Source organism: Microvirga sp. 3-52 (assembly GCF_018383585.1).
Taxonomy (GTDB): domain Bacteria; phylum Pseudomonadota; class Alphaproteobacteria; order Rhizobiales; family Beijerinckiaceae; genus Microvirga.
This window is the reverse complement of record NZ_JAHAMK010000039.1, coordinates 1-23197: the sequence shown is the minus strand read 5'-3', so window position 1 is coordinate 23197 and position 23197 is coordinate 1. Positions and strand designations below refer to the sequence as shown.

Sequence of the window (23197 nt, the reverse complement as noted above, 5' to 3'; positions counted from 1 at the left end):
GAGTTTGATCCATGCCAATGAATGCCCATGATATCGAGAGCATGATCAAAGCCGCCCTGCCGGATGCGGTCGTGGAGATCAAGGATTTGGCGGGCGACGGCGACCACTACGCCGCCACCGTCACGTCCTCGGCTTTCAAGGGCAAATCACGGGTCCAGCAGCACCAGATGGTCTATGCGGCGCTGCAAGGACGCATGGGGGGCGTGCTTCATGCCCTTGCATTGACGACCGTGGCACCCGACAATTGAGACACGAACCCCGACGCCTTGACCGTCGGGAAGAAGGAGAATTCCATGGCTGACGCCAACCAGATCATCGACAACGAAGTGAAGTCCAACGACGTCGTGCTGTTCATGAAGGGCACGCCGCAATTCCCCATGTGCGGGTTCTCGGGGCAAGTGGTCCAGATCCTCAACTACCTCGGCGTGCCTTACAAGGGCGTCAACGTGCTCGAGGACGAGACCGTGCGGCAGGGCATCAAGGACTATTCCAACTGGCCGACCATTCCCCAGCTCTACGTGAAGGGCGAGTTCATCGGCGGCTGCGACATCACCCGCGAGATGTTCCAGGCCGGCGAGCTGCAGCAGCTCTTCATCGACAAGGGCATCCAGGTTCAGCAGAGCGCCTGAGAACCTACCGACTGACGAGATCGAGGCGGGGCAAAGCTCCGCCTTTTGCGTTTTGAGGCGCCCGCCAAGGGAGCGTCTTATGTCGCATTCCTCAAACGGCTCAGTTTCCGGCACACTGGAAGTGTGCTGAACTCAACAGAAAGGCCGCTCATCACAGAATAATAAGGAGCGGTGAGAAGGGGCTGTACCATGATCGAACCCGAACCGAATGTCGTCGCATTCAAGCCACGCAAGCCCGTGGCTCATCATCCCAGGAGCCTCATGGAGCGGATCTATGCTGCCGGCTCCCTGTCCATCCGGGCGGATGACCGATCCACCAAAATGGCCGCCGTCATGCTGCAGGTGCTGGGCTTTCTGGTGATCGACGAGATTCTGGCGGACGGCACTCCGCGCCGGCTCGAGCGCGGCGAGGCCCGGCAGGCCATGGACCGCCCCTGGCGGCTCTCGAAGCCGGCCTTTTCCGGCACGATCGGCGTTCCGGACGGCGGCGGCGCCTTTCCGGCTTAGGATCGACCCAAAGCCGTTTTCATGAAGGTGACGGCATCGGGCGAGGCCCATTCGGCCGGACCCTTGAGCAGGGCGATCTCGCAGCCCGAGGCATCGACCACGAAGGTGGTCGGCAAGCCGACCACATGGCCGGATTTCTGCAGCACCTGCAGCAGCTTGCCCTCCGGATCGGCATGATAGGCCAAGTTTTTGATGCCGTTATCCTGCAGCCAAGCCTTGGGCTTTTCAAGGTTGCGGGTGTCGACATTGATGGCGACGACCTGGAAATCGGGGCCGCCCAGCTCGGCCTGCAGCTTGTCGAGGGCGGGCATTTCCTCACGGCAGGGCACGCACCAGGTCGCCCAGAGATTGACCAAGATCGTCCTGCCCTTGAAGTCGGACAGGCTCATCGGCTGCCCCTCGGGGCCGGTGAAGGCAATGACCGGCGGCGGCTTCGGAGCATTGCTCACGCCGACGGCCGCCACCTCGCCCTTGGCCAGCGGCTTCAGCCGATCGGCCGTGGGCTTCGAGGCGCGGCATTCGGCAACGCCGGCCACCATGGGGTCTAAGGGCGCAAGGCCGTACCAGACGGCGCCTATACAGATCAGGGCCAGGGCGGCCGGGCCAGCGAGCCAAAGGCGGCTTCGATGGGGTTGCGGTTTGGAGGTCGACATGAGGTGGATGTGACGCTTTTCGCGGCCGACCTCAAGCCCCGCAGGGCGCCCGACGTCATCATGGCCTTCACGATCCCGTAAGCTTGGCTCAGTCATGGACCCTGGCAGTAAGCCCGCCAGGGTCCATGATCGAATCAGATGATGAGGATGTCGGCGGCCGTCAGTCGGACATTGTTGAAGTCCGCGATCTTCAAGATGCCGCCCGCGCGCGAGCCATTCGAGTCGAATATCAGATCGTCCGTCACGGGATTGTAGATGAGGTAATCATTTGAATCGAGTGCGCGATCGCCGATGCGGAAGTAGGCTGCATTCAACTTTCCCGGAACGCCTTCCGAACCGCGTCCGAGTTTGCTGAAGATCGCGTTGTCGAGCACAACGAAATCATAGCGGACATTGAAGTCGAGGACCCTATCGACGGTCGTGCGCGTAGGATGATCGTCGAACCTGAAGGAGTCCCGGCCGATCCCGCCGCGCAGGTCGTCCCGCCCGCGACCGCCGTCGAGGACGTCATTGCCACCCAGCCCGAAGCACGTCGCGACCGTTTCCGCCGACGATCGTATTGGCAAGCTCCGAACCGCCCAGCCGCACGTTCGCGTTCGTGTCCGAGGTAAGGAATTCCACCTCGGCAGTGGCGGCGAGCGAATAGCTGGTCGAAACCCGCACCGTGTCGATGCCGCCGCCGGTCGCTTCGGTGACGATCTCGAATGCGCTGTCGACGAGGTAGATGTCGTTTCCCGAACCGCCCGTCATGGTGTCCACGCCAGCGCCGCCATTCAGAATGTTGGCGCCGCTGTTGCCGGTGAGCACATTGGCAACTGCATTACCGGTGAGGTTGACGGCTCCCGTACCGCCGGCCTGGAGGTTCTCGAGTCCAGCCGCCAGAGTATATTCGGCAAGGAACGACACGACCGTGTCGACACCCTCGCTCTCGACGATCACGTCTCCGGCATTGTCGATGGTATAGGTGTCGTTACCGACGCCGCCGTTCATGCGATCTGCGCCTGCGCCACCGTCCAGGGAATCATTGCCGGCATCGCCGATGAGTTCGTTGACGCCCGCATTGCCGATCAGGCTGTTGCTGTTGGCATTGCCGGTCGCGTTGAGGCTGGCTGTCCCGGTAAGAACGATGTTTTCGAGATTGGCCTGCATTGCGATGGAATAGGTGATCGAAGCGCTGACCGTATCTGTTCCTGCGGCGGATCCCTCCGTGATCGCATCATTCTGATCATTGACCACATAGGTGTCGTTGCCGGTACCGCCTGACATTTCGTCGGCACCGGTACCGCCATCAAGGCGATCGTCGCCTTCGCCGCCGACGAGATCGTCACCGCCGCCGCCGCCGAACAGGACGTCGTTGCCGCTTGCACCATCAAGGGTATTAGCGGCCTCGTTGCCCGTCATGGCATTGGCAAGCCCATTGCCGGTGCCGCTGATCTCCGCACTGCCGATCAGGACAAGGTTTTCGACGAAGACAGCCCCGGCCGTCAGGGAGAAGCTCACGCTCGAGCGAACCGTATCCGTGCCGCCATTGTCCAGTTCCGTGACGACATCGCCCTCCTCATCGACAACATAAGTATCGTTGCCGCCGCCGCCGCTGAGATTGTCGGCACCGGCGCCGCCATTCAGGATATTGTCGAATGCGTTGCCCGTGATCGTATTTGCGTCAGCATTACCCAGGACGTTGAACGCTTCGTCGGCTGGCGTAAGGGCGAAATCCGTGTCGCCGTCTTCCAAGATGACCAAGCGAAGTTCGTCGTATCTTGTTGGCATGTCGGTCTCTCCACACCCCTCTCGTTGAAGGCCCTGAAGTCGCCTTTCTATATGTTATTTCAATGCCTTCAGGATTGGCTATAACGTGCGGGAAAACGATACGCTCCAGCATTTCTTACCTTACGGAATATTTACAATGCGATTCCTTCCTCAGCTCGACTTAAGGGCTGATCAGGCCCGCTTTGCCTCTCGCATCCGGCAACGCTTGCCGTTATGGTGCGGCCACGTTTCGGAGCTCTCTATGTCGTCCAGCCTGACCTTCCCTCGCGCCATCCTGGTTTGCGGCCTTCTTGCTCTCGGTCTGACCGCCTGCGGCCGACGCGGCGCGCTCGAGCCGCCGCCGGACGCCTCGGCGCAGGCGGCCGAGACCCAGACACAGGCCCCGACGAGCGACGCCACCCTGCCCTCTCCGGTCGGCACGCCCCGCTCCCAGCCGAACCGGGGCTACACGATTCCGAACAAGCCCTTTATCCTCGATCCGCTGCTTTAGGCTTTTTCGATGCACCATTTCGCCTATCGTGACGGTGTCCTCCACGCGGAGGACGTCGATCTGCGCCGCCTCGCCGATGAGGTCGGCACTCCGTTCTATTGCTATTCCTCGGCCACCCTGGAGCGGCACTACCGGGTCTTTGCCGAGGCTTTCGCCGATACGGATGCCCTCGTCTGCTATGCCATGAAGGCCAATTCCAATCAGGCCGTGCTCAGGACCCTCGGCCGTCTTGGCGCCGGCATGGATATCGTCTCCGAGGGCGAGCTGCGCCGCGCGCTGGCCGCCGGCGTGCCGGGCGAGCGCATCGTGTTCTCCGGCGTCGGCAAGACGAGGCCCGAGATGGCCTTCGCGATCGAGAGCGGAATCCTCTGCTTCAACGTGGAATCGGAGCCGGAACTCGAGGCGCTCTCCGAGGTCGCGGTCTCCAAGGGCGTGCGCGCACCGGTCTCGATCCGCATCAACCCGGACGTGGACGCCAAGACCCACGCCAAGATTTCAACCGGCAAGTCCGAGAACAAGTTCGGCATTCCCATCGCCCGCGCCCGCGAGGTTTATGCCCGGGCGGGGGCGCTCGAGGGGATCGAGGTCACGGGCGTCGATATGCATATCGGCAGCCAGATCACGGATCTTGCGCCTTACGACAACGCGACCGCCCTTCTCGCCGAACTCGCCCGCGATCTGATGGCCGCCGGGCACAAGCTGCATCACATCGATCTCGGCGGCGGCCTTGGCGTGCCCTATCGCGAGGACAATGAGCCTCCGCCCGATCCGCAGGCCTATGCGGCGATCATCAAGCGCCATACCAAGGATCTCGGCCTCAAGCTCGTGTTCGAGATGGGCCGCATGATCGCCGGCAATGCGGGCGTGCTCGTCGCCCGGGTGATCTACGTCAAGCAGGGCGCCGACAAACCTTTCGTGATCGTCGATGCGGCGATGAACGACCTCATCCGCCCGACGCTCTACGAGGCCCATCACGATATCAAGCCGGTCGAGGAGGCATCTCCCGATACACCGCACGTCGTCGCCGACGTGGTCGGTCCCGTCTGCGAGACCGGCGATTACCTCGCCCTCTCCCGTGACATGCCGGCCGTTAAAGCGGGCGACCTCATCGCCATCATGACGGCCGGCGCCTATGGGGCGGTTCAGGCCAACACCTACAACACGCGGCTTCTGGTGCCCGAGGTGCTCGTCCGCGGCGAGGAGCACGCGGTGGTGCGCCCGCGCCCGGCTTATGAGGAGCTGATCGGGCTCGACCGGGTTCCGGGCTGGCTGGACTGAAAAGCGGCGGCGCGCCTGATGAAGATTGTTCATGCTCGCCCTTCCCCGTCGTCACCGGCCCTGTGCCGGTGATCCCGGTTTGAACAGCGCGGCGCTTCACAGCATCGGGACGGCCGTAACGGACGGGTCCCCCCCGCCTCCCCCTCCTCCGTGCCGCAAGTCGAAAACAACCGACTTGCGGCAGACTAAGAGCCCGCCTCGGGCAAGCCCGAGGTTCGTGGGGCGATGGGTTTCGAGAGCTATGCCCCTTTCTGAGCCGATCTCGGAGAGCGTCGTGAGGACCAACGACCCCGGCCCTCCCTGGACCGGACTTTCAATTCGCATCGAACAAGGCTCCGCCTGAACGATTAGGATTTTCGAGCGGTCACCTCTTCTTGAAGCTCCGCGCGCAATTGACCGCTGGTCATCCAGAGCATGCGTGCTAGCTTTTTTGTGGGGGTTATCTGCACATTCGTGCAGCGGGAGATGTTTGGCATGAGCGAAGGCCCGAACCCGACGCCTGGGCGCAGTCCCCTGAATCAGCGGTTCGGGCGTCTGGTCGCGCATGCCCGCTGGTCCCTCTGGTGGGAGGAAGCCTGGCCCCGGCTCTGGCTGCCGTTCGCCATTGTCCTTTTGTTCTTCACCCTGTCTTGGCTCGGCCTCTGGCTCGATGCCCCGCCCCTGTGGCGCACCATCGGCTTGGGTCTGTTCACGGCGGCTTTTCTTCTGTCGCTCTGGCCTCTGCTACGCCTGCGCATGCCGACCCGGACGCGCGCACTCGACCGCCTCGACCGGAAAACGGGCCTGAGCCACGGCCCGGCCCGCGTTCTCGACGATACGCTTGCCCTCGGCTCGACGGATCCCGGCACCAAGGCTCTCTGGGCGCTTCATCGCAAGCGCGCGGAAGAAGCCGTCGGCCGCATGCGCGTCGGCCTGCCGCAGCCCAATATGGCGAAGCGCGACCGCTATGCCTTGCGGGCTGCGGGCCTTCTCGCCCTGGTGACGAGCGCCTTCGTGGCGGGACCCGAGATCGGCTCGCGGCTCGCCGCGGCCTTCGACTGGCGGAGGATCGAGACCGCCTCCCCGTCCTTCCGGATCGACGGATGGATCGACCCACCCCTTTACACCCGCACCCCGCCGCTGATGATCGACCTGGCCCGCGGGCAAAGCCTGCGGGCGCCGATCCACTCGACCGTCGTCGTCCGGATCGCCGGCGAGGGCAGCGCGGAGGTCAAGCCGGGCAAGGGCCTGACGCCTCTGCCTCCCAAGGCCAATCAGCGCACGGACATGCGCGAGGAACGCTTCAAGCTCGATGGCTCGAGCGAACTGACGGTCAGCACGGGCTTTGCCAACAGTGTGACCCTGACCATCGAGGCCATTCCCGACCGGCTGCCGGAAATCGCCTTCACCATGCCGCCCGAAGTCAATGCGCGCGGCACCTTCACCTTGAGCTACAAGGGCAAGGACGATTATGGCATCACCTCCCTCGAAGGGATCGTGGAGAAGGCTGACAACAGCAAGGGCCGCTCTCTCGTCCCGGCCCCGCAGCTCACCCTGGCTCTCCCGAGCCATGAGGAGAACGCCCCGGACACCAAGTCACCGGTCGACCTCACGAACCATGCCTGGGCCGGAGCCCCGGTGACCATCAGGCTCAAGGCCAAGGACGAGGCGGGCCAGGAGGCGACTAGCGAGACGATCGCCTTCACCCTGCCGCAGCGTCCGTTCATCAATCCTCTCGCCAAGGCCCTGGTCGAGCAGCGCCGGAACCTCGTGCTCGCCCCGGATGATCGAAAGCGCGTTCAGGTGGCGCTCGATGCGCTGCTGATCGCACCGGAAGAATACACCCCGCAATGGGGCGTGTTCATGGGCCTTCGCGCTGGCACGGAGCGCCTGCGCGTTGCGAAGACCGACCAAGAGCTCATCGATGTGGCCGATTGGCTCTGGGCCATGGCGCTCCAGATCGAGGACGGCGGCCTCTCCGATGCTGAGCGGGAGCTGCGCGCAGCCCAGGAGCGCCTCAAGGAGGCCATGGACCGGGGCGCGACGGACGACGAGATCCGGCGCCTGACGGATGAGCTGCGGCAGGCCATGGACAAGTTCCTGCGCGAATTCGCCCAGCGCATGCAGCAGAACCAGCAGTCGCAGGACCAGAACCAGCGTACGCCTCCGGACCGGATGATCTCGCAGGACGACCTCAACCGCATGCTGCGCCAGATGGAGGAGGCCATGCGCCGCGGCGACGTGGCCGAGGCCCAGCGTCTCCTCGAGCAGCTGCGCAACATCCTCGAGAACCTGCAGACCGCCCAACCCAACAGCCGCATGACCGATCCGCTCGGGCGCGAGATGAACCAGGCCATGCAGGATCTGGAAGACATGGCGCGTGAGCAGCAGAACCTGCGCGACGAAACCTTCCGGGACGGCCAGAACCGGCGCATGCAGCAGGGCGATCGCAACGGACAGCGCCAGCAAGGGCAGCGCCCGGGCCAACGGCAGCAGGGTCAGCGCCAACAGGGTCAGCAGGGCCAGCAGGGCGAAGGCCAGGAGCAGGCCGAAGACGGCCAAGGAGGCCAGGACCAGGATCCTTTGGGACTCAAGCAGCGGCAGCAGGCCCTGAGAGAGCGGCTGGAGGAATTGCAGCGGCGGATGCAGGGCATGGGCATGCAGGGCGAGCAGGGTCTCGGCGAAGCCGAACAGGCCATGCGTGATGCGGAAGGCGCTCTGGGCCAAGGTCAGGACGGCCCGGCGGTCGACGCCCAGGGCCGGGCGCTCGAGAACCTGCGGCGCGGCATGCAGGGCATGGCGCAGCAGATGCAGCAGATGCAGCAGGGCGACGGCCAAGGGAACGAACAGGCCGGTGAACAGCCGGGCCAGGGCAATCCGCAGGGCAACCAGCAGACCGGTCAGCGCGACAACGATCCCCTGGGCCGACCGATGCGGAATAGGGACTACTCCGACGGCCGCGTCGACGTGCCCAGCGCGGGCCAGTCGCCCGCCCAACGCGCCCAGCGGATTTTGGAGGAATTGCGGCGCAAGCTGGGCGATCCCAGCCGGCCGCAGGAAGAACTCGATTATTTCGAGCGGCTGCTGCGCCGGAACTGAGGCTGGAGCTTCACCGGGTGCGGGAAACCGGGTCCGCTTTTTGACGATCGGAGCGTCGGTTCGGCACGATGCGCCGGGGTCAAAGCGCCTCTTGCCTCTCCGCCGGGTTCGGGCCACGGTCGCCCGAACCTTCTAATGGAATCACGATGACGAGTTTTCCTGATTTGCTTGTGCCGATCGCTGTGGTGGCGGTCGCATTCGTGCTGCTTCTGGGCCTGATCAACATGCTGCGCGGCGGCAATGCCAATCGGTCGCAGCACCTCATGCGACTACGTGTTCTGCTTCAATTTCTGGCCATCATTGTCATCATGGGGGTCATCTGGTGGCGGGCCGCATGACGCAGCGAGAGGCCTGGAAACCGGTTCCACTTTTCCACACGATGGCAGGATGATCTCCTTATTGACACTTTTTCGCCACGGTTTGTATTAAGAGAACGTTAGCCATAATGGCATAGCCTCATGGCCATAATTTTTATTGATTTACGGATCTCTTAATGCACACCCGTCCAGCCATAGGCTTGAGCCTTCTGGTCCTCTTCGTAGGATCGACAGGCGTCCTGGGCTCCGACTTCAAGCGGCAAGCAAATTCCTTCCAAGCTCCATCTCAACCGAATTTCCTGTCAGAATTCCGTTTTGGCTTGTCTGCCCAGGATCCCTGGGGCACGGAAGGACGTGATGGCTCGGCCAATCTCACCGGCGAGATTCTTTTTGCAAAGCCGTTTACTGCCTCGGACCTGTTCACCAGCTATTTCATCCCTCGGCCGCATGTAGGCGGCAGCCTGAACTTCGATGATCGGACGAGCTTTGCCTATGCGGGCTTGTCCTGGACCATCGACGTCACGCCCAATGTCTTCGTTGAAGGCAGCCTCGGCGGCGCTATCCATAACGGCAAGAATTCCGCGCATCCCCTGTCCGATCGGCAGGATGTCGGCTGCTCGCCGCTGTTTCGCGAATCGGGCTCGGTGGGCGTACGGCTTTCCGCCAACTGGAGCGTGATGGCGACCATCGAGCATCTGTCCGATGGCGGAACCTGCTCCGACGAGAATAGAGGCTTGACGAATGTCGGCGCACGGGTTGGGTATTCATTCTAGCTGAATCCCAACCTTCGGGCCCTCCATGGTCGTCCTCAACCGCATTTACACCCGCACCGGGGACCAGGGCACCACCGCCCTTGCCGCCGGAGGACGCCGCCCGAAACACGATCTGCGCATCGAGGCCTTCGGTACGGTGGACGAAACCAATGCCTGCATCGGCCTGGCCCGCATTCATACCGCAGGCCACGAGATCGATGCGATGCTGGGCCGCATCCAGAACGATCTGTTCGATCTCGGTGCCGATCTCGCCACCGTCGAGACGGACAAGCCCCTTCCCTATGAGCCCCTGCGCATGACACAGGGACAGGTGGATCGCCTCGAGCAGGAGATCGACCGCCTCAACGCGGAGCTGTCGGTTCTGCGCTCCTTCGTCCTCCCGGGCGGCACGCCCGCGGCGGCCGCGCTCCACCTCGCCCGCACGGTTTGCCGTCGCGCGGAGCGCCTCGTGGTCGAACTCATGGAGAAGCCGGATGAGAAGGTATCTCCGGAATCCGTGAAATACCTGAACCGCCTCTCTGATTTTCTCTTCGTTGCGTCCCGTTACGTTAATGATAAGGGTGCGCTCGACGTTCTCTGGGTACCCGGTCAGAACCGCTGAAGGAGCGGCCCATGTTCCTGCCGCTTCACGATGGTGTTCCGCTCAAGAACATGAAGACGCCGCTCGCGACGCGATTTCTGATCGGCGTCTGCGTCATTGCCTATCTTTTCACCTTCTACGGTCCTCTCGGCGAGGACGCGGTGGTGGGCGGCCTCGGCTTCATTCCGTCAGTCCTGTTCGGCACGGAGGTTCTCCCCGAAGGCTATCCCTTCGTCCCGGTTGAAGTGACGCTGGCGACCAACATCTTCCTGCACGGGTCGCTGTTCCACCTGATCGGAAACATGCTGTTTCTTTGGGTGTTCGGCGACAATGTGGAGGATGCCATGGGGCATCTCCGCTTCATCCTGTTCTTCCTGCTCTGCGGGACGGCTGCAAGCCTGGCCCATGCCTTCATCACCACGGAACCGCACCGCCCGCTGATCGGCGCCTCCGGGGGCGTCTCGGGCGTGGTGGCGGCCTATCTCATCCTCTACCCGCGCGTGAAGATCTGGGGTTTGTTCCTGAAGGGCATTCCCCTGCACCTTCCCGCCTATTGGACCATCGGCTTCTGGTTCGCCCTCCAGCTCGCCTCGGCTTTCCTCGGCGGAGACGAGAGCGTGGGCTGGTTCGCCCATCTTGGCGGCTTCATTGTCGGCGCTATTCTCATCCCTCTCATGCGCCGCCGATATGATCCCGTGCTCGCCCGCGTCCAGGCGCAGGAACTGCAGGCGCCGCGTTGACAATCGGGTGTCGACCGCTAGGGTCCATCCGCCTTTTTCCTATATGTCCGGAGGGCTGGTTTTCAGCCATAGCCGGATCTGACCTTTGGTGAGGACGGACGAATGAAGCTTCTTGTGTGTGTGAAGCGGGTAGTGGACTACAACGTGAAGATCCGGGTGAAGCCGGACGGGTCGGGCGTGGAACTGGCCAACATCAAGATGTCCATGAACCCCTTCGACGAGATCGCCGTCGAGGAGGCCGTGCGCCTCAAGGAGCAGGGCAAGGCCACCGAGATCGTCGCTGTCTCCATCGGCCCGCAGCAGGCCGGAGAGACGATCCGCACCGCGCTCGCCATGGGCGCCGACCGGGGCATCCTGGTCAAGACCGATGCGGCCGTCGAGCCGCTTGGCGTCGCCAAGATCCTGGCCAAGGTGGTCGAGCAGGAGAAGCCCGACCTGATCATCATGGGCAAGCAGGCCATCGACGATGACTCGAACCAGACCGGCCAGATGCTCGCAGCGCTGCTCGGCTGGCCGCAGGGCACCTTCGCGTTCAAGGTCAATGTGGGCGAGGGTTCCATCGACGTGACCCGCGAGGTCGATGGCGGCCTGCAGACGGTGGGCCTCAAGCTGCCGGCCATCGTCACCACGGACCTGCGCCTCAACGAACCGCGCTATGCCAGCCTGCCCAACATCATGAAGGCCAAGAAGAAGCCCCTCGACGAGACGAGCCCTGAGACGCTCGGCGTCGACGTGACCCCGCGCCTGAAGGTGGTCAAGACCGCCGAGCCGGGCGGCCGCAAGGCCGGCGTGAAGGTCGGGTCGGTGGCCGAACTCGTCCAGAAGCTCAAAGTCGAAGCCGGCGTGCTCTAAGGGAGACCAAGAACAATGACCACCTTGCTGATTGCCGAGCACGACAACGCTCACCTGAAGGACGCCACCCATAAGGCTCTCTCCGCCGCCACGGCGCTCGGCGCGCCGGTGCATGTGCTGGTCGCCGGATCGAACGCCCGCGCGGCCGCAGAAGCCGCTGCCAAGCTCGAGGGCGTGGAGAAGGTGCTGCTCGCCGACGCCGCTCCTTACGAGCACCAGCTCGCCGAGCCCACCGCGGCGCTGATCGTGTCGCTGGCCGGTTCCTACGATGCCCTGGTGGCGCCTGCCACCAGCAAGGGCAAGAATGTGATGCCCCGAGTGGCGGCGCTCCTCGACGTGATGCAGGTGTCCGACATCACCAAGGTGGTGTCGCCCGACACCTTCGAGCGGCCGATCTATGCCGGCAACGCGATCCAGACCGTGCAGGCCACCGATGCCAAGAAGGTGATCACGGTTCGCACTGCCGCCTTCCCGGTGGCCGGTGAAGGCGGCTCTGCCGCCATCGAGACGGTGAACGCTGCCGAGGATCCGGGCACTTCGAGCTTCAAGGGCGAGGAGATCGCCCAGAACGACCGGCCGGAGCTGACCTCGGCGCGCATCATCATCTCGGGCGGCCGCTCGCTCGGCTCGTCGGAGAACTTCACCAAATACATCGAGCCGATCGCCGACACGCTCGGGGCCGCCATGGGCGCCTCGCGCGCAGCGGTGGATGCGGGCTATGCCCCCAACGACTGGCAGGTCGGCCAGACCGGCAAGGTGGTGGCGCCCGACCTCTACATCGCGGTCGGCATTTCAGGGGCCATTCAGCATCTGGCCGGCATGAAGGATTCCAAGGTGATCGTGGCGATCAACAAGGACGAGGAGGCTCCGATCTTCCAGGTGGCCGATTACGGCCTCGTGGGAGACCTCTTCACAATCCTGCCGGAACTCAAGGAGGAGTTGACCAAAGCAGGTCAATAAGGTCAGGAATAGTGACGGACCGGGCGGGCCTCTCTGCCCGGCCGCCTTTGGCGATTGGATTCAGGCAGCAGATCAGATGGGCATTGAGATCAAAACCGTTGGCGTTGTCGGGGCCGGACAGATGGGCAGCGGCATTGCCCATGTCTGCTCGCTCGCGGGATTCACCGTCCGGCTCAACGACCTCTCGGAAGATCGGATCAATGCCGGGCTTGCCACGATCAATGGCAACATGGCGCGTCAGGTCTCCAGGGGTGCCATCTCCGATGCCGACCGGCAGGCGGCGCTCGAGCGGATCAAGCCGGCTCGCACCTATGACGATCTGTCCGCCTGCGACCTCGTCATCGAGGCTGCGACCGAAAACGAGGAGGTGAAGCGCAAGATCTTCAACAATCTCAGCCCGTCGCTCCGCCCTGATGCGATGCTCGCCACCAACACGTCGTCGATCTCGATCACGCGCCTTGCGGCCTCCACGGACCGGCCGGAGCGGTTCATCGGCATCCACTTCATGAACCCAGTGCCGGTGATGCAGCTCGTCGAGCTGATCCGCGGCATCGCCACCGAGGATCCGACTTACGAATCCGCCAAGGAATTCATCGGCAAGCTCGGCAAGACATCGACCGTTTCCGAGGATTTCCCGGCCTTCATCGTCAATCGCATCCTGCTCCCGATGATCAACGAGGCGATCTACACGCTCTATGAAGGCGTGGGCTCCGTTGAAGCCATCGACACGGCCATGCGTCTTGGCGCCAACCACCCCATGGGCCCGCTCCAGCTTGCCGATTTCATCGGCCTGGATACCTGCCTCTCGATCATGCAGGTCCTGCACGAGGGGCTGGCCGATTCCAAGTACCGTCCCTGTCCGCTCCTCGTGAAATACGTGGAGGCCGGCTGGCTCGGCCGGAAAACGAAACGCGGCTTTTACGATTACCGGGGCGAAAAGCCGGTTCCGACCCGCTAGGAAGTTTGCCCCGCAGGCTTAAGCCTCAGATCATCCGCTTGAAGGCATCGGTGAACAAGTAGGGCCCAAAGCTCCAGAGGCCGGCCCACAGCATGGCCCCAAGGGCATTCGCCAGGACGAAATGGTGCCAGGGCATCCCGACCGCCCCGGCGGCGAGACCGTTGAGCTGCCGCAGCACGACGATGAAGCGCGCCGTGAGAACCATGAAGAAGCCCTTGGTCTTCGCCGTATTCTCGAGACTCGACAGCCGTTCCGGCGTCAGCTTCACCGCAGAGCCGAACCTGTTCAGGAGCGGCCGGCCACCGAAGCGGCCGATCAGATAACCGGTGCTGTCACCCAGCACAGCACCGAGCCAGGCTGCCAGAAAGACGTGGCCGATCTCGAGATCGCCGCGCGCGGCGAGGAGCGAGGCTGCGATCAGGGCGCTCTCCCCGGGCAGGGGGACCCCGAAAGACTCGAAATAGAGGACGATGAGCAGGGCCCATACGCCATAAGTCACAATGGCGGGCTCGATCCAGGCCAAGCCTTGCTGGAGAAAGTTCATCGGGCCCTTCCTCTCGGGTAGCGCATCGTTCGGAGCGGAAAGCCGGATCCGCCTTTCCTTACGATGCGCTAAGTCGCTGAAATCGGCCCTGATTTGTCCACACGCACTTCCTGTGGGTGCGTCACAAACGTATGGCCCTGGATCTTCACAACAGTGTCATACTGCCTATAGTCTACTCCAACGGGATACGACTCTTCTCTCAACGGAAAGAGGAGGTGAGGTGACGATACACGTCCAACCTGTTGTGCGACCGGAGGCCTGCCCGGCCCTCGTTCTCAATGCCGATTACCGGCCTTTGAGCTATTATCCCTTGTCCATCTGGTGTTGGCAGGATGCGATCAAGGCGGTGTTCCTGGACAGGGTCAACATTGTGTCGGAATACGACAAGGTCGTGCGAAGTCCGACCTTCGAGATCCGCCTCCCCTCGGTCATATCACTCAAAACCTACGTCAAACCGTCCCGTCACCCGGCCTTCACCCGCTTCAACGTCTTCCTGCGCGACCGCTTCAGCTGCCAATATTGCGGAGACCGCGAGGACCTTACCTTCGATCACGTCGTTCCCCGGTCCAAGGGCGGGCAAACCACTTGGGAAAACGTCGTTGCAGCCTGTGCGCCCTGCAACCTCCGCAAAGGGGACAAACTGCCCCGCGAGGTGGAAATGTGGCCCCGGCAGAGCCCCTTCGCCCCGACCGTCCATGACCTCCATTCCAACGGCCGCCTTTTCCCGCCGAACTATCTCCACGACAGTTGGATGGATTATCTCTACTGGGACAGCGAACTGGAGCCTTAAAGCCACTCCTCGTAGAACCGGCAAGCCCAGTTTCCACCCCGCCGGGGGCCATCACTCGAATGGCTCAACCGATCAGGTCAGACGCCCTCGGGCTGCAACGGGCAATTCGCCGACGATCTCATCTCCGCGCACGGCGACCAGCCGATCCACCATGTTCACCACCACACAGACATGGTTCGGCACGATGCGCACCACGTCGCCGATGCCGGGGCGATCATTGCAGGCGGAAAGATCAAGAAACCCATGCTCCTCGGCGAAGCGGGCGATCTTGGCCTGCGGATGCTCGAGGACGAGGCCGTGGCCCTCGAGGCCGCCCGTATCGTACGTCAATGTCTTTGAGCCGGAATCGAGGATACCCCGCTCGGGACCGGCGCGGCTGACCACTGTCGCATAGACTGTGAGCGCACAATCCTCCAGCTGCGCGACGCCGGCAGCCAGCATCATGCGGTCGTTGAACACCGAGGTCCCGGCCCGGTGTTCGGTCACGCCCTTGATCTTGCCGAGATTGACCAGGTTGGGCGTGCCACCCGACGAGACCATGCGCGGCTCGAGCCCGTGCTCACGCACACCGGCTTGGGCCGCCTCGAGGAACGCCTGCGTCTCGGCCACGGCATTCTCCGGGGGATACAGCATGAAGCCCGCAAACGAGAGCCCGGGACGGGATGCGATATCCCTGGCCAGGGCAACGGCCTCCGCCGCCGTCTCGACACCAGCCCGCTTGCGCCCGGTATCGCATTCGACGACCACATCGAGATCGCGTCCGGCCATGGCTGCGGCCTGCGGCAGACCTGCGACGACGACGGGGTTGTCGGCCGCCACGGTGACCCTCGCCCGCGACAGCAACCGGCCCAGGCGGCTCAGCTTCTCCTCGCCCAGGATGTTGTATGAGATCAGGATGTCGTCATGGCCGCTCTCAGCCATGATTTCGGCCTCGCCGAGCTTCTGGCAGGTGATGCCACGTGCACCCGCATCGCGCTGCATGGCGGCGATGACCGGGCTCTTATGCGTCTTGATGTGAGGGCGATTGGCGATTCCGGCCGCATCGCACAGAGCCTGCACCCGGGCGATGTTGCGCTCGACCACGTCGAGATCGATCACCACGGCGGGCGTCCCGAACCGCCGTGCGATCTCGTCCTTGAGAGCCTGGATACTCATGAAGGTCCCCGATCCTGTTTGCGCGAAGGCTAGCGGGGTCGCCGACGCCGACGCAAGCCCTCACCGGCCGGGATAAAGATCCTTGCCGGCAGCCGCCTTGGCTGCGAACGCGGCCAGGGCCAGTGAGATCAGCACGTTCCATCCCGCCAGCGACAGTCCGAGGAAGCGCCACGCCGCTTCCGTGCAGCTGACGACGCGAGTGCTCTGCAACTGGTTCAGGAAATCGCCCACATTGCCCGCGCCAGCGCCGGAGCCGCCGCCGCAATCGCTCGGTCCGGCAAAGAATCCCCACTCCACGCCGGAATGATAGGCCCCGAGCCCAGCGCTGACGGCGAAGACCAGCACCAGAAGCCAAAGGCCGGCACGAGCATAGCGTGGCGGCAGGAGCGCGGCCACGAGGCCGAGAGGGATCGAGATATAATAAGGATTGCGCTGAATCAGGCAGAGCTTGCACGGCACATAGCCGAAGACATGCTCGAAGACGAGCGCGCCGCCGATTGTGGCCGCAGCTCCCAGGGCTACGGCCAGAGCGGCCTGCCGCATGGTGAAGCCGATCTGCATCGATCCCTCTCTTCTAGAAGAGATAGCGGAAGGCGACGAAGCCGCCAATGAAGGCCGCGATGGCCAGAGCCGCCACCAGATTGAAATTGTTGTCGATGATCGATTTGATCCGCGGACCGAACTTGCTCATCAGCAGAGCGACGATGAAGAAACGGGCGCCGCGGGTCAGGATCGAAAGCACGATGAACCAGCCCAGATGGTAGCCCGCAAAGCCCGAGGTGATGGTCACGAGCTTGTAGGGAATCGGGGTCAGGCCCTTGAGCAGGATCACCCAGTGGCCGTACTCGGCATAGGCGTGCCGAAACGTCTCGGCTCCCTCGGCTAGGCCGTAGAGCTGGAACAGCCAGGCTCCGATGGAATCGTAGAGCCCCAATCCGATGAAGTATCCCAGGATGCCGCCCAGCACGGAAGCGATGGTGCAGATCAGGGCATAGGACCAAGCCTTGTCGGGCCGCGCCAGCATCATCGGCACGAGCATAACGTCCGGCGGAACCGGAAAGAACGAGCTTTCGGAGAAGGAGACCAGAGCCAGCGCATAAGGGGCCGAGGGTCGGGCCGCAAGGGAGAGAGTCCAGTCGTAGAGGCGTCTAAGCATGGGGTTCCGACAGGTTCAGATCCGGGATCGGGGCCTTCGCGCCCCCGCCCCTTTGAGCACAAGGCGCCCGGAAACGCGAGAGGTCAGGCTTGCGGCTTCCCTTCACATCTCTCGCATTGACCAACCTTTGCCGCCCATGGTAGTTCGCGGGTCCTTGCCCCTGTGGCGGAATTGGTAGACGCGCTCGACTCAAAATCGAGTTCCGCAAGGAGTGCTGGTTCGATCCCGGCCAGGGGCACCACATTGATATTGCTGAAGAAAATGGCTCTACCTGCTGGAGCCTTTTCTGTTTCCATAGGCCTGTTTCGGCACCCTGTCGGCACGGGAGCGAAAATTGCCACGATTCGTATCGCTGCCGCCATTGCGAGCGAACGCCCTCCTGAACTTGCTTCCGTCGTCACTGCTGAGGAACTCTGCAGAAGCTCTACCGTTGTCTTGACCCAAAGATCAGGGGCACGCTCATGAGCCTGCAGAACACCACCGATAGAGGAACGGCCCGCCATCGTGCCGAGGACGACCTCTTCCACTACGACCGGTCGCGCGCTCATAAGCCCAACGAGTGCGATATGGACCTATTCAGTGCCAAAGCCTCGGCTCGCTACTGGGTTGTTAGCATGCGCCCGCGCTGGCTGGTCAGCCGGGCTCAGCCGCTCGTCCGGCCCCGCTGCGAGGGTTGACCACTCTCCGGCCCGCTCTGGAATACCGTCTTCTGTCGCTAGAGCCCGCAAAGAAAGAGCGCCCATTCGACTGGCGCTCTAGGTGGGCCGCCTGTGCAGCCATCCAGGGAGAACGACCGTGCCATACGGCACACGAAGAGGCTGCGCCTGAAAGGTAAACGCATCCCTAACAGAACCACCAATCGGGGCTTATCTGCCGGTCTGGCCCGCCCTATGAGCTCGGCTGGAACTAGGGACCGATCGAGCGACGTGCCTCTGCAAGGGCCTGTTCACAGATCCCCTCGTTGCCGCCTCGGTCAGCCTCCCGCGCTCGCTCCAGTGCCGACAGTGCTTTTGTAATAGAGGCTCCCTCGCCAAGGCTCTCCTCTGCACGCGCGATTGAGCCAGGAGTGGGCTCTCGATGGAGCAGCGCCGCTGTGCTTTCGCGCGCGACCGGGCCAGCACCCGCTATAGCCGCCGCCCTAGCGTCCACCTGGGCCTGGACGGCCTCAATCTGGATGGTGCATGGACCAGCATGACTCGTAGTGATTGGTGCAACAAGTCCGACAGCACCAAGAAGCAGAGCTTGTGGACGAGTGACACAGGGCACCGGACGTCCTCCCTGTAAGACGACTGGAGACCCACTAGGGTCGTCTGCCAGAAGGAGAAACGCAATACGCCTCCTGGTTTCTGAATCGAAATCTCTTGGCTAGTCAGCCTCACCGCACCGCCTTAACTTCTTAAAAACACCATCCAGAATACTCTGACTTACCGACTGAACTCGGAGGTCCATTTTGACGAGGCAGGACCACCCACCGGCCTACGTGCTCCAAATTAAGAGACAGTGGCGGGTCGTCATCCCTATCCGTGGGAAGCTGACGCCTAAGATACGCGCCAAAGGGTTTCCTTCCCGTGGGATCGCAGAAGCATGGCTACGCAGTGATGAAGGCGAGCGTGAGGTTGAGACGTATCGAAGCCATTTAGTTCCTGACTAACAATGTTAGCCATGAACCATCAACCTGGCATTGTGATTGCCTGACTGCGTATAAGACCGCCGCCTCGAAATCTCTCGGCCAGAGCCGCTCCGTTAACCGCGCCGCTGCTGACAACAGCAATGTTCAGATGCCGGTAGAAATCCGGAGGCTCTCCGGCCTCAACTTCGCGGAAATGGATTGCATGCGGGCGTCGTGGGCAGCCCACATCTGACGGATTTTTGCCTTTCGCCTCTTTTCCTTCTCCTGCGCGAGAGCGATGGAGCGTGTTTCGGCAGAAGGCTTTGTCAACGCGCCTACCACAGCGACCCTTAATCCTTTCATAGGTCGCTGCGGGGGCAGAACCTTGATACTGACCGCCGCGCTTTTTATCCGGTGGAATGAGCCAAGCTGTGGGGGGGTGACTGCCGTATCGGCAGCGGCGCTGGGGGCAGTCTTGGGTGCATTCGATGAGGCCGAAGTCGAAATGCTGAGTGCGTTACCCCCGGCACCAATACGGGATCCGATAGCTGCCAAGTGGACCCGAACGCGTCGGCAATACTCCACCGAGAGTGGTGTCATGCGCTCCTCTCCGTGTCCTGCCCGGTACTTCATGAGCGCGCGGCACAGATCACCGTCAGCAAGCTGCCACGCGCGCCCAAGATAGGCGACGCCATAGCGGATGTTCGTTTCGGGCTCAAACAAACCGGCCAACGTGCCTCTGTAGCCCAGCATGGCCGCCGTTGTCGGACGGATCTGCATGAGGCCGACCTCACCAACCCCTCCAACAGCACCAGGATCATAAGCACTCTCGACCTGCACTACCGCATCCGCGACATCAGGAGGAAGCCCCACCTGCTCGGCTTCACGCCTGATTGTCTCAAGATGAGCTTTCCGCCCGGGTGTATGGGCTTGAGGCATCCCGAAGAGGCCCTCAATGACGGGAGGCAGTGGAATATCCGGAAAATCGGCTGAAGGCACCTGTGCTAAAGCAGAAGCAGGGAGGAACAGAAGTCCAAACACTAGGCAGACACTGGCGTGGTGTGGATTGCACAATGCGAGCCCCCGCTGTCATTTAAGGTTATTTTGGAACCGAGTCTAGGAGAGTAACTCACGAGGCTCAACGGCAGAATGGGGCAACATAGGTAGTCAGAACAGCCAGGAATCTCCGCCGCAACGAATGCCTGGTCGGCAATTCCTAGCTGCAGCCGCTTCATCAGCCACGCCGCTACAGTTTCGACCTCGACGGCCTCTGCAACGCCTTCCACCTGCCGGGGTAGACCTGCGCCATAGCCATCCGATGGTTTGTTTGTCCTGCGCTGATGCATGCAGTCAACTGAGTGCAGTCTGCGTGTAGGGTCCAGGCGTACGAAATACCTGGCCCTTCCACGCCTGTAAGATGCTCCGTTTCATCGCCATACCGGCATATGTTCGCGCCGGGCGAGTTCAGTATCCTCAGCATCGAAGTAGCGGTCCAGCCATTCAAAGGCGTCCTGGATCAGGGCTCTGCGCGCCAACGGGTCGGGATGCCGCCCCGCGAACGTCATGGCTCTCATGTAGCGGGACCAGCAGTAAATGCAGGTATTCATCGCGCAGGCTCCGTGAACAAATCCGAATGACTGCTCCTTTCTATCTTGGGATCTCTCCGGCTTTCTGTAGCCGAGATCACGCTCAGAGCTGATCCATGCAGCACCGGCTAGGCTTTACGGATCAAAATCTGATGCGCTACAGCCGCTTCATCAGCCGCGCCGCTGCCATGACGAGTTGCGCATCCAGCATCTCCTCAGCAGCATCGTACTTGGCTATCCACCGCTCGTCCGTCGCCCAGCGCGTGCCTTTTGGCTTGGGCGATAGATTCCACTCATCCGAATCCTCCCTGAGAAGATCCGCGTTCATCCGTGCTTTCGTGCGTTAAGCCCGCCTAACTGGGTCGAGGAACTGCGAGGCATAGGCAGTTCTGCGAACCCGAGCATGCCGATTGGACGATGAAGTAGTTCCGAGCAGCCTATAAATACCCGAACCTGCCATGGTGGTTTCAGCTATTCACTCAATCCACGAACGCTGTGCCAATAGCGCCATTAGCTCTCGCTTTCTTCGGCATGCCAACAATACTGCTCATCACCTACGCCGCCGTCTATTTCATCGCCGTAGGCTTGGATGAGGACGACTGGGATTGGCACGCACTCATAGCCACAGCTAAGTCGAACACTCATTATTTTGCGGCCAAGCCACAAGCCGGTTTTGTTTGACCTGGCTTTAGGAACTCTATCATAGCCCTGAGATTATATGATCGAGGGTCGGTTGGTTGGGGCGTGGGCCCTCAGTTGCGTAGCCCTTCGCGTCGTGAACAGGCGCGAAGGGTTTCTGTTGGGCCAAGCTGAAACGGCCTCATAGGCTGATTGTTGCCTCGTCAAAGTCTGCTTCCGCAATAGAGTCTTCGGGAGAAGAAGGCTTCCTCATCATCAGACAATGGCGGGTGAGGAGGCCTTTCTCATTCGAACAGGTTACCTTTGCCAGTTGCGGCGCACACAATGATCAGCGCCCGCTTCTCTTCTTCTGCCGTGCCCTGCTGTCGGCAATATCCATGTCGCTCATGACGACTTGGCACTATCGTCTTCCAGAACCCCAGCGGCATTCACCTTCACGATCGGGGCGATGACCCGAACGATTGGGAAGGGATTATCCCCCCGGCCATCCAGAGCACCCGATGCTTCCAGGGCCGCCATCTGCCGGTCGGCATCGGCTCTGTCAGCTGCTCGGATGATGGGCCAACAACGAACTTCCTGACTGGAAGCCGATGTCTGCTCCAGGCGACGGGTACGGGGTTTCAGGGTTCTGCTCATTTTAGTCTTTCCGCTTCGAGGCTTTCCAGCCGCTCCAGAACGTCAGTGGTTTCAACGGCTCGGACATACCGGTCGACGAGCCGGGACAGGTCATCTGCCTCAGAAGGCGTTAGGTCGCCGGAGGCAACGGCCTCGACGAGAGCGGCGGCGGCTTTCACCGCATCGGCAGGCGTCTCCAGCTTCGGCAGGGTGAACAGCACGGGCCGGTCCTTCCTGGGCGGCATGATCCGGTCCATCACGAGCCGCATGGCCGTCGTGTCGCCGTCCAGCGCCATCTCGATGGCCTTGCGGGTCAGGGCTTCAGCCTCGCCGTCCAGGAGAGCCTCCAGCGCCAAAGTTGCCTTGTTGCGCGATCCTTTCGGGCGTCCGGAGTTGCCAGGCTCGAAGGGCTTGCCCCGCGTAGTCTCCGCGTTCTTACGCGTAACGGGAGCGTGCTCTGTCATGAATGCCCCGTTTCCGTCGCCTGAGCCAGTTCTTGTTCAAAGGTCAATTCCATCGTCACGCTCCTTTTATCGTCATCAAGCTTTTCACCTCGGGCACGGCAGTGGAGCGGGACCGGTGCGGTTATGGGGCTACTGCTTGCGAGTATACGACCAGAGGGCTGGCCTGGATTCAGGCCGCAATGCCGCAGGGCAAGCCAGTCTGACTATATTGCGCGAATGAAACCATTAGATACCGGGGAAAGGCCGAAGCGACGGGTGTCAGTGGTTGAGTTACGAAAATCTGCTTGAGGTGTTTTCCGGTGGATCCTCAAACCTGCGCGTTGATACCCCGTTTTCAGCCGATCCAAAGCAGTTCTGCTTCTTCCTCCGCTGTAGCAAAGTACGTTTGCTTGGCAATGAGCTTGCAATTGATTGTCGCTCCAGGCCTCAACGTTTGACTAAATCCGGCGTTCGTGCGGAGTTCACAGGTTCCTTTTACGAGGATGGCTATTTCATAGCCATTTCGTGCAGCGATGCGACTTAGATCGCGGCGAATTCCCTTTTGCAGAATAGTACTTCCGAGGGTTTTGTGGACAACAACCTGCGTAGGCCCGTCTTGTCTTGGCTCCTCACTTGGTGCGACTGGTTCCGGAGTTGTAAGCGCGCTGCTTGAATCCAGGTTAGCAGCCGAGGGTTCCAGGTTGAGTGCCGATGTCAGCTTCGCCACTATGTCCAACGTGGGCGATAGGCGTCCATTCTCGATACGAGAGATTGTTGAAGCAGCGATGCCTGTTACTCGCGCAAGCTCCCGTAGAGAGAGGTTCATGTCCTTGCGCCTCTCAGAGATCATCCGAGCAAAGATTGTCTCTGCCATTTAGCGCCCTTCAAGCGCGGGTTCATAATAGTAAAAAGAAAACCCCGGCGTTGCCACCGGGGTCTTCCGATCCAATCAGGATGAGCCGATTAGAAGTCGCGCTGAACGCGCAGGCGGCCTTCCCAAACGTCGTTCTTCAGGTTGACCGGATCCGGACCACGCGGGTCAATGTTGGCGTAGAGAACCTCAACACCGAGGTCC

27 protein-coding genes and 1 tRNA gene are annotated in these 23197 nt (G+C 62.0%); 16 read left to right on the top strand and 12 right to left on the bottom strand.

Annotated elements, in window-relative coordinates:
• Positions 1-11 precede the first annotated feature (11 nt).
• The 3 genes from KHP60_RS21705 (at position 12) to KHP60_RS21695 (ending at position 1136) form a co-directional block, all read left to right on the top strand.
• Positions 12-248 carry a BolA family protein gene (locus KHP60_RS21705; protein WP_036362056.1) on the top strand — a complete coding sequence of 79 codons (237 nt, stop codon included), beginning with the start codon at positions 12-14 and terminating at the stop codon, positions 246-248.
• A gap of 45 nt (positions 249-293) precedes the next feature.
• Positions 294-629, top strand: coding sequence for a Grx4 family monothiol glutaredoxin (grxD, locus tag KHP60_RS21700; protein WP_213566378.1), 336 nt, complete (start codon positions 294-296; stop codon positions 627-629).
• A 189-nt stretch (positions 630-818) separates the two neighbouring features.
• Positions 819-1136, top strand: coding sequence for a hypothetical protein (locus KHP60_RS21695; RefSeq protein WP_213566377.1), 318 nt, complete (start codon positions 819-821; stop codon positions 1134-1136).
• Here KHP60_RS21695 and tlpA read toward each other — a convergent pair.
• From tlpA to KHP60_RS21680, 3 genes are all read right to left on the bottom strand, one after another.
• Positions 1133-1789: a thiol:disulfide interchange protein TlpA gene (gene tlpA / locus KHP60_RS21690; RefSeq protein ID WP_213566376.1), complete on the bottom strand. Its 657-nt coding sequence runs from the start codon at positions 1787-1789 to the stop codon at positions 1133-1135. The genes KHP60_RS21695 and tlpA overlap by 4 nt on opposite strands.
• 134 nt (positions 1790-1923) lie before the next feature.
• The gene (locus KHP60_RS21685) at positions 1924-2355 is read right to left on the bottom strand and encodes a hypothetical protein (RefSeq protein ID WP_213566375.1); all 432 of its coding nucleotides are present in this window, start codon (positions 2353-2355) and stop codon (positions 1924-1926) included.
• Positions 2297-3559 (bottom strand): calcium-binding protein, encoded by a 1263-nt coding sequence (locus tag KHP60_RS21680; protein ID WP_213566374.1) that lies wholly within the window; start codon positions 3557-3559, stop codon positions 2297-2299. The genes KHP60_RS21685 and KHP60_RS21680 overlap by 59 nt, the downstream gene beginning before the upstream one ends.
• Positions 3560-3800: 241 nt before the next feature.
• Between KHP60_RS21680 and lptM the strand changes: the two genes are divergently transcribed.
• The 10 genes from lptM (at position 3801) to KHP60_RS21630 (ending at position 13585) form a co-directional block, all read left to right on the top strand.
• A complete protein-coding gene (gene lptM / locus KHP60_RS21675; protein WP_213566373.1) occupies positions 3801-4049 on the top strand; it encodes an LPS translocon maturation chaperone LptM in 249 nt (82 codons plus the stop codon).
• 9 nt (positions 4050-4058) lie between these two features.
• Positions 4059-5327, top strand: coding sequence for a diaminopimelate decarboxylase (gene lysA, locus KHP60_RS21670; RefSeq protein ID WP_213566372.1), 1269 nt, complete (start codon positions 4059-4061; stop codon positions 5325-5327).
• Positions 5328-5801: 474 nt separating this feature from the next.
• Entirely contained in the window at positions 5802-8405 is a 2604-nt protein-coding gene (locus KHP60_RS21665; protein WP_213566371.1) for a TIGR02302 family protein, read from the top strand.
• Between the two features lie 146 nt (positions 8406-8551).
• Positions 8552-8743 (top strand): twin transmembrane helix small protein, encoded by a 192-nt coding sequence (locus KHP60_RS21660; RefSeq protein WP_213566370.1) that lies wholly within the window; start codon positions 8552-8554, stop codon positions 8741-8743.
• Positions 8744-9042: 299 nt separating this feature from the next.
• Positions 9043-9495 carry an acyloxyacyl hydrolase gene (locus KHP60_RS21655; RefSeq protein ID WP_249689006.1) on the top strand — a complete coding sequence of 151 codons (453 nt, stop codon included), beginning with the start codon at positions 9043-9045 and terminating at the stop codon, positions 9493-9495.
• 25 nt (positions 9496-9520) lie between these two features.
• Complete coding sequence (locus KHP60_RS21650; protein ID WP_213566368.1) at positions 9521-10096, top strand: cob(I)yrinic acid a,c-diamide adenosyltransferase; 576 nt, start codon at positions 9521-9523, stop codon at positions 10094-10096.
• 11 nt (positions 10097-10107) lie between these two features.
• A complete protein-coding gene (locus KHP60_RS21645) occupies positions 10108-10815 on the top strand; it encodes a rhomboid family intramembrane serine protease (protein WP_213566367.1) in 708 nt (235 codons plus the stop codon).
• A gap of 102 nt (positions 10816-10917) precedes the next feature.
• Positions 10918-11667, top strand: coding sequence for an electron transfer flavoprotein subunit beta/FixA family protein (locus tag KHP60_RS21640; protein WP_213566366.1), 750 nt, complete (start codon positions 10918-10920; stop codon positions 11665-11667).
• 15 nt (positions 11668-11682) lie between these two features.
• Positions 11683-12627 (top strand): electron transfer flavoprotein subunit alpha/FixB family protein, encoded by a 945-nt coding sequence (locus KHP60_RS21635; RefSeq protein ID WP_213566365.1) that lies wholly within the window; start codon positions 11683-11685, stop codon positions 12625-12627.
• 76 nt (positions 12628-12703) lie between these two features.
• The gene (locus KHP60_RS21630; protein ID WP_213566364.1) at positions 12704-13585 is read left to right on the top strand and encodes a 3-hydroxybutyryl-CoA dehydrogenase; all 882 of its coding nucleotides are present in this window, start codon (positions 12704-12706) and stop codon (positions 13583-13585) included.
• Between the two features lie 25 nt (positions 13586-13610).
• On the opposite strand, the gene KHP60_RS21625 is transcribed toward KHP60_RS21630, so the two are convergent.
• Positions 13611-14108: a DedA family protein gene (locus KHP60_RS21625; protein ID WP_213566389.1), complete on the bottom strand. Its 498-nt coding sequence runs from the start codon at positions 14106-14108 to the stop codon at positions 13611-13613.
• Positions 14109-14349: 241 nt separating this feature from the next.
• Here KHP60_RS21625 and KHP60_RS21620 point away from each other — a divergent pair, with 241 nt between their 5' ends.
• Positions 14350-14919 carry an HNH endonuclease gene (locus KHP60_RS21620; RefSeq protein ID WP_162299152.1) on the top strand — a complete coding sequence of 190 codons (570 nt, stop codon included), beginning with the start codon at positions 14350-14352 and terminating at the stop codon, positions 14917-14919.
• Positions 14920-14991: 72 nt separating this feature from the next.
• On the opposite strand, the gene KHP60_RS21615 is transcribed toward KHP60_RS21620, so the two are convergent.
• From KHP60_RS21615 to KHP60_RS21605, 3 genes are read right to left on the bottom strand one after another with little or no spacing between them, the layout of a single operon-like run.
• Complete coding sequence (locus KHP60_RS21615) at positions 14992-16074, bottom strand: D-TA family PLP-dependent enzyme (RefSeq protein ID WP_213566363.1); 1083 nt, start codon at positions 16072-16074, stop codon at positions 14992-14994.
• Between the two features lie 60 nt (positions 16075-16134).
• Positions 16135-16635 (bottom strand): disulfide bond formation protein B, encoded by a 501-nt coding sequence (locus KHP60_RS21610; RefSeq protein WP_213566362.1) that lies wholly within the window; start codon positions 16633-16635, stop codon positions 16135-16137.
• A gap of 13 nt (positions 16636-16648) precedes the next feature.
• Positions 16649-17230 (bottom strand): YqaA family protein, encoded by a 582-nt coding sequence (locus tag KHP60_RS21605; protein WP_213566361.1) that lies wholly within the window; start codon positions 17228-17230, stop codon positions 16649-16651.
• A gap of 156 nt (positions 17231-17386) precedes the next feature.
• On the opposite strand from KHP60_RS21605, the gene KHP60_RS21600 reads away from it, so the two are divergent.
• Positions 17387-17471, top strand: a tRNA-Leu gene (locus tag KHP60_RS21600).
• Positions 17472-17691: 220 nt separating this feature from the next.
• Positions 17692-17907, top strand: a complete 216-nt coding sequence (locus tag KHP60_RS21595; RefSeq protein WP_213566360.1) for a hypothetical protein — start codon at positions 17692-17694, stop codon at positions 17905-17907.
• Between the two features lie 1097 nt (positions 17908-19004).
• On the opposite strand, the gene KHP60_RS25910 is transcribed toward KHP60_RS21595, so the two are convergent.
• The 5 genes from KHP60_RS25910 to KHP60_RS21570 all read right to left on the bottom strand — a co-directional run bounded on the left by KHP60_RS25910 (position 19005) and on the right by KHP60_RS21570 (position 22996).
• Positions 19005-19778 (bottom strand): transglycosylase SLT domain-containing protein, encoded by a 774-nt coding sequence (locus KHP60_RS25910; protein ID WP_213566359.1) that lies wholly within the window; start codon positions 19776-19778, stop codon positions 19005-19007.
• A gap of 488 nt (positions 19779-20266) precedes the next feature.
• Positions 20267-20446 carry a hypothetical protein gene (locus tag KHP60_RS21585; protein ID WP_213566358.1) on the bottom strand — a complete coding sequence of 60 codons (180 nt, stop codon included), beginning with the start codon at positions 20444-20446 and terminating at the stop codon, positions 20267-20269.
• A gap of 136 nt (positions 20447-20582) precedes the next feature.
• Complete coding sequence (locus KHP60_RS21580) at positions 20583-20753, bottom strand: hypothetical protein (protein WP_213566357.1); 171 nt, start codon at positions 20751-20753, stop codon at positions 20583-20585.
• 943 nt (positions 20754-21696) lie between these two features.
• Positions 21697-22143: a DUF5681 domain-containing protein gene (locus KHP60_RS21575; protein WP_213566356.1), complete on the bottom strand. Its 447-nt coding sequence runs from the start codon at positions 22141-22143 to the stop codon at positions 21697-21699.
• 334 nt (positions 22144-22477) lie between these two features.
• On the bottom strand, positions 22478-22996 hold the full coding sequence (locus KHP60_RS21570; protein WP_213566355.1) for a helix-turn-helix transcriptional regulator: 519 nt from the start codon (positions 22994-22996) through the stop codon (positions 22478-22480).
• Between the last annotated feature and the right edge of the window lie 201 nt (positions 22997-23197).

Bases quoted from the DNA above. Each gene is read 5' to 3' on its own strand.
- KHP60_RS21705 (WP_036362056.1), top strand. From the start codon at position 12: ATGCCAATGAATGCCCATGATATCGAGAGCATGATCAAAGCCGCCCTG.
- grxD (WP_213566378.1), top strand. From the start codon at position 294: ATGGCTGACGCCAACCAGATCATCGACAACGAAGTGAAGTCCAACGAC.
- KHP60_RS21695 (WP_213566377.1), top strand. From the start codon at position 819: ATGATCGAACCCGAACCGAATGTCGTCGCATTCAAGCCACGCAAGCCC.
- tlpA (WP_213566376.1), bottom strand. From the start codon at position 1,789: ATGTCGACCTCCAAACCGCAACCCCATCGAAGCCGCCTTTGGCTCGCT.
- KHP60_RS21680 (WP_213566374.1), bottom strand. From the start codon at position 3,559: ATGCCAACAAGATACGACGAACTTCGCTTGGTCATCTTGGAAGACGGC.
- lptM (WP_213566373.1), top strand. From the start codon at position 3,801: ATGTCGTCCAGCCTGACCTTCCCTCGCGCCATCCTGGTTTGCGGCCTT.
- lysA (WP_213566372.1), top strand. From the start codon at position 4,059: ATGCACCATTTCGCCTATCGTGACGGTGTCCTCCACGCGGAGGACGTC.
- KHP60_RS21665 (WP_213566371.1), top strand. From the start codon at position 5,802: ATGAGCGAAGGCCCGAACCCGACGCCTGGGCGCAGTCCCCTGAATCAG.
- KHP60_RS21660 (WP_213566370.1), top strand. From the start codon at position 8,552: ATGACGAGTTTTCCTGATTTGCTTGTGCCGATCGCTGTGGTGGCGGTC.
- KHP60_RS21650 (WP_213566368.1), top strand. From the start codon at position 9,521: ATGGTCGTCCTCAACCGCATTTACACCCGCACCGGGGACCAGGGCACC.
- KHP60_RS21645 (WP_213566367.1), top strand. From the start codon at position 10,108: ATGTTCCTGCCGCTTCACGATGGTGTTCCGCTCAAGAACATGAAGACG.
- KHP60_RS21640 (WP_213566366.1), top strand. From the start codon at position 10,918: ATGAAGCTTCTTGTGTGTGTGAAGCGGGTAGTGGACTACAACGTGAAG.
- KHP60_RS21635 (WP_213566365.1), top strand. From the start codon at position 11,683: ATGACCACCTTGCTGATTGCCGAGCACGACAACGCTCACCTGAAGGAC.
- KHP60_RS21630 (WP_213566364.1), top strand. From the start codon at position 12,704: ATGGGCATTGAGATCAAAACCGTTGGCGTTGTCGGGGCCGGACAGATG.
- KHP60_RS21615 (WP_213566363.1), bottom strand. From the start codon at position 16,074: ATGAGTATCCAGGCTCTCAAGGACGAGATCGCACGGCGGTTCGGGACG.
- KHP60_RS21610 (WP_213566362.1), bottom strand. From the start codon at position 16,635: ATGCAGATCGGCTTCACCATGCGGCAGGCCGCTCTGGCCGTAGCCCTG.
- KHP60_RS21605 (WP_213566361.1), bottom strand. From the start codon at position 17,230: ATGCTTAGACGCCTCTACGACTGGACTCTCTCCCTTGCGGCCCGACCC.
- KHP60_RS21595 (WP_213566360.1), top strand. From the start codon at position 17,692: ATGAGCCTGCAGAACACCACCGATAGAGGAACGGCCCGCCATCGTGCC.
- KHP60_RS25910 (WP_213566359.1), bottom strand. From the start codon at position 19,778: ATGCCTCAAGCCCATACACCCGGGCGGAAAGCTCATCTTGAGACAATC.
- KHP60_RS21585 (WP_213566358.1), bottom strand. From the start codon at position 20,446: ATGAATACCTGCATTTACTGCTGGTCCCGCTACATGAGAGCCATGACG.
- KHP60_RS21580 (WP_213566357.1), bottom strand. From the start codon at position 20,753: ATGAACGCGGATCTTCTCAGGGAGGATTCGGATGAGTGGAATCTATCG.
- KHP60_RS21575 (WP_213566356.1), bottom strand. From the start codon at position 22,143: ATGACAGAGCACGCTCCCGTTACGCGTAAGAACGCGGAGACTACGCGG.
- KHP60_RS21570 (WP_213566355.1), bottom strand. From the start codon at position 22,996: ATGGCAGAGACAATCTTTGCTCGGATGATCTCTGAGAGGCGCAAGGAC.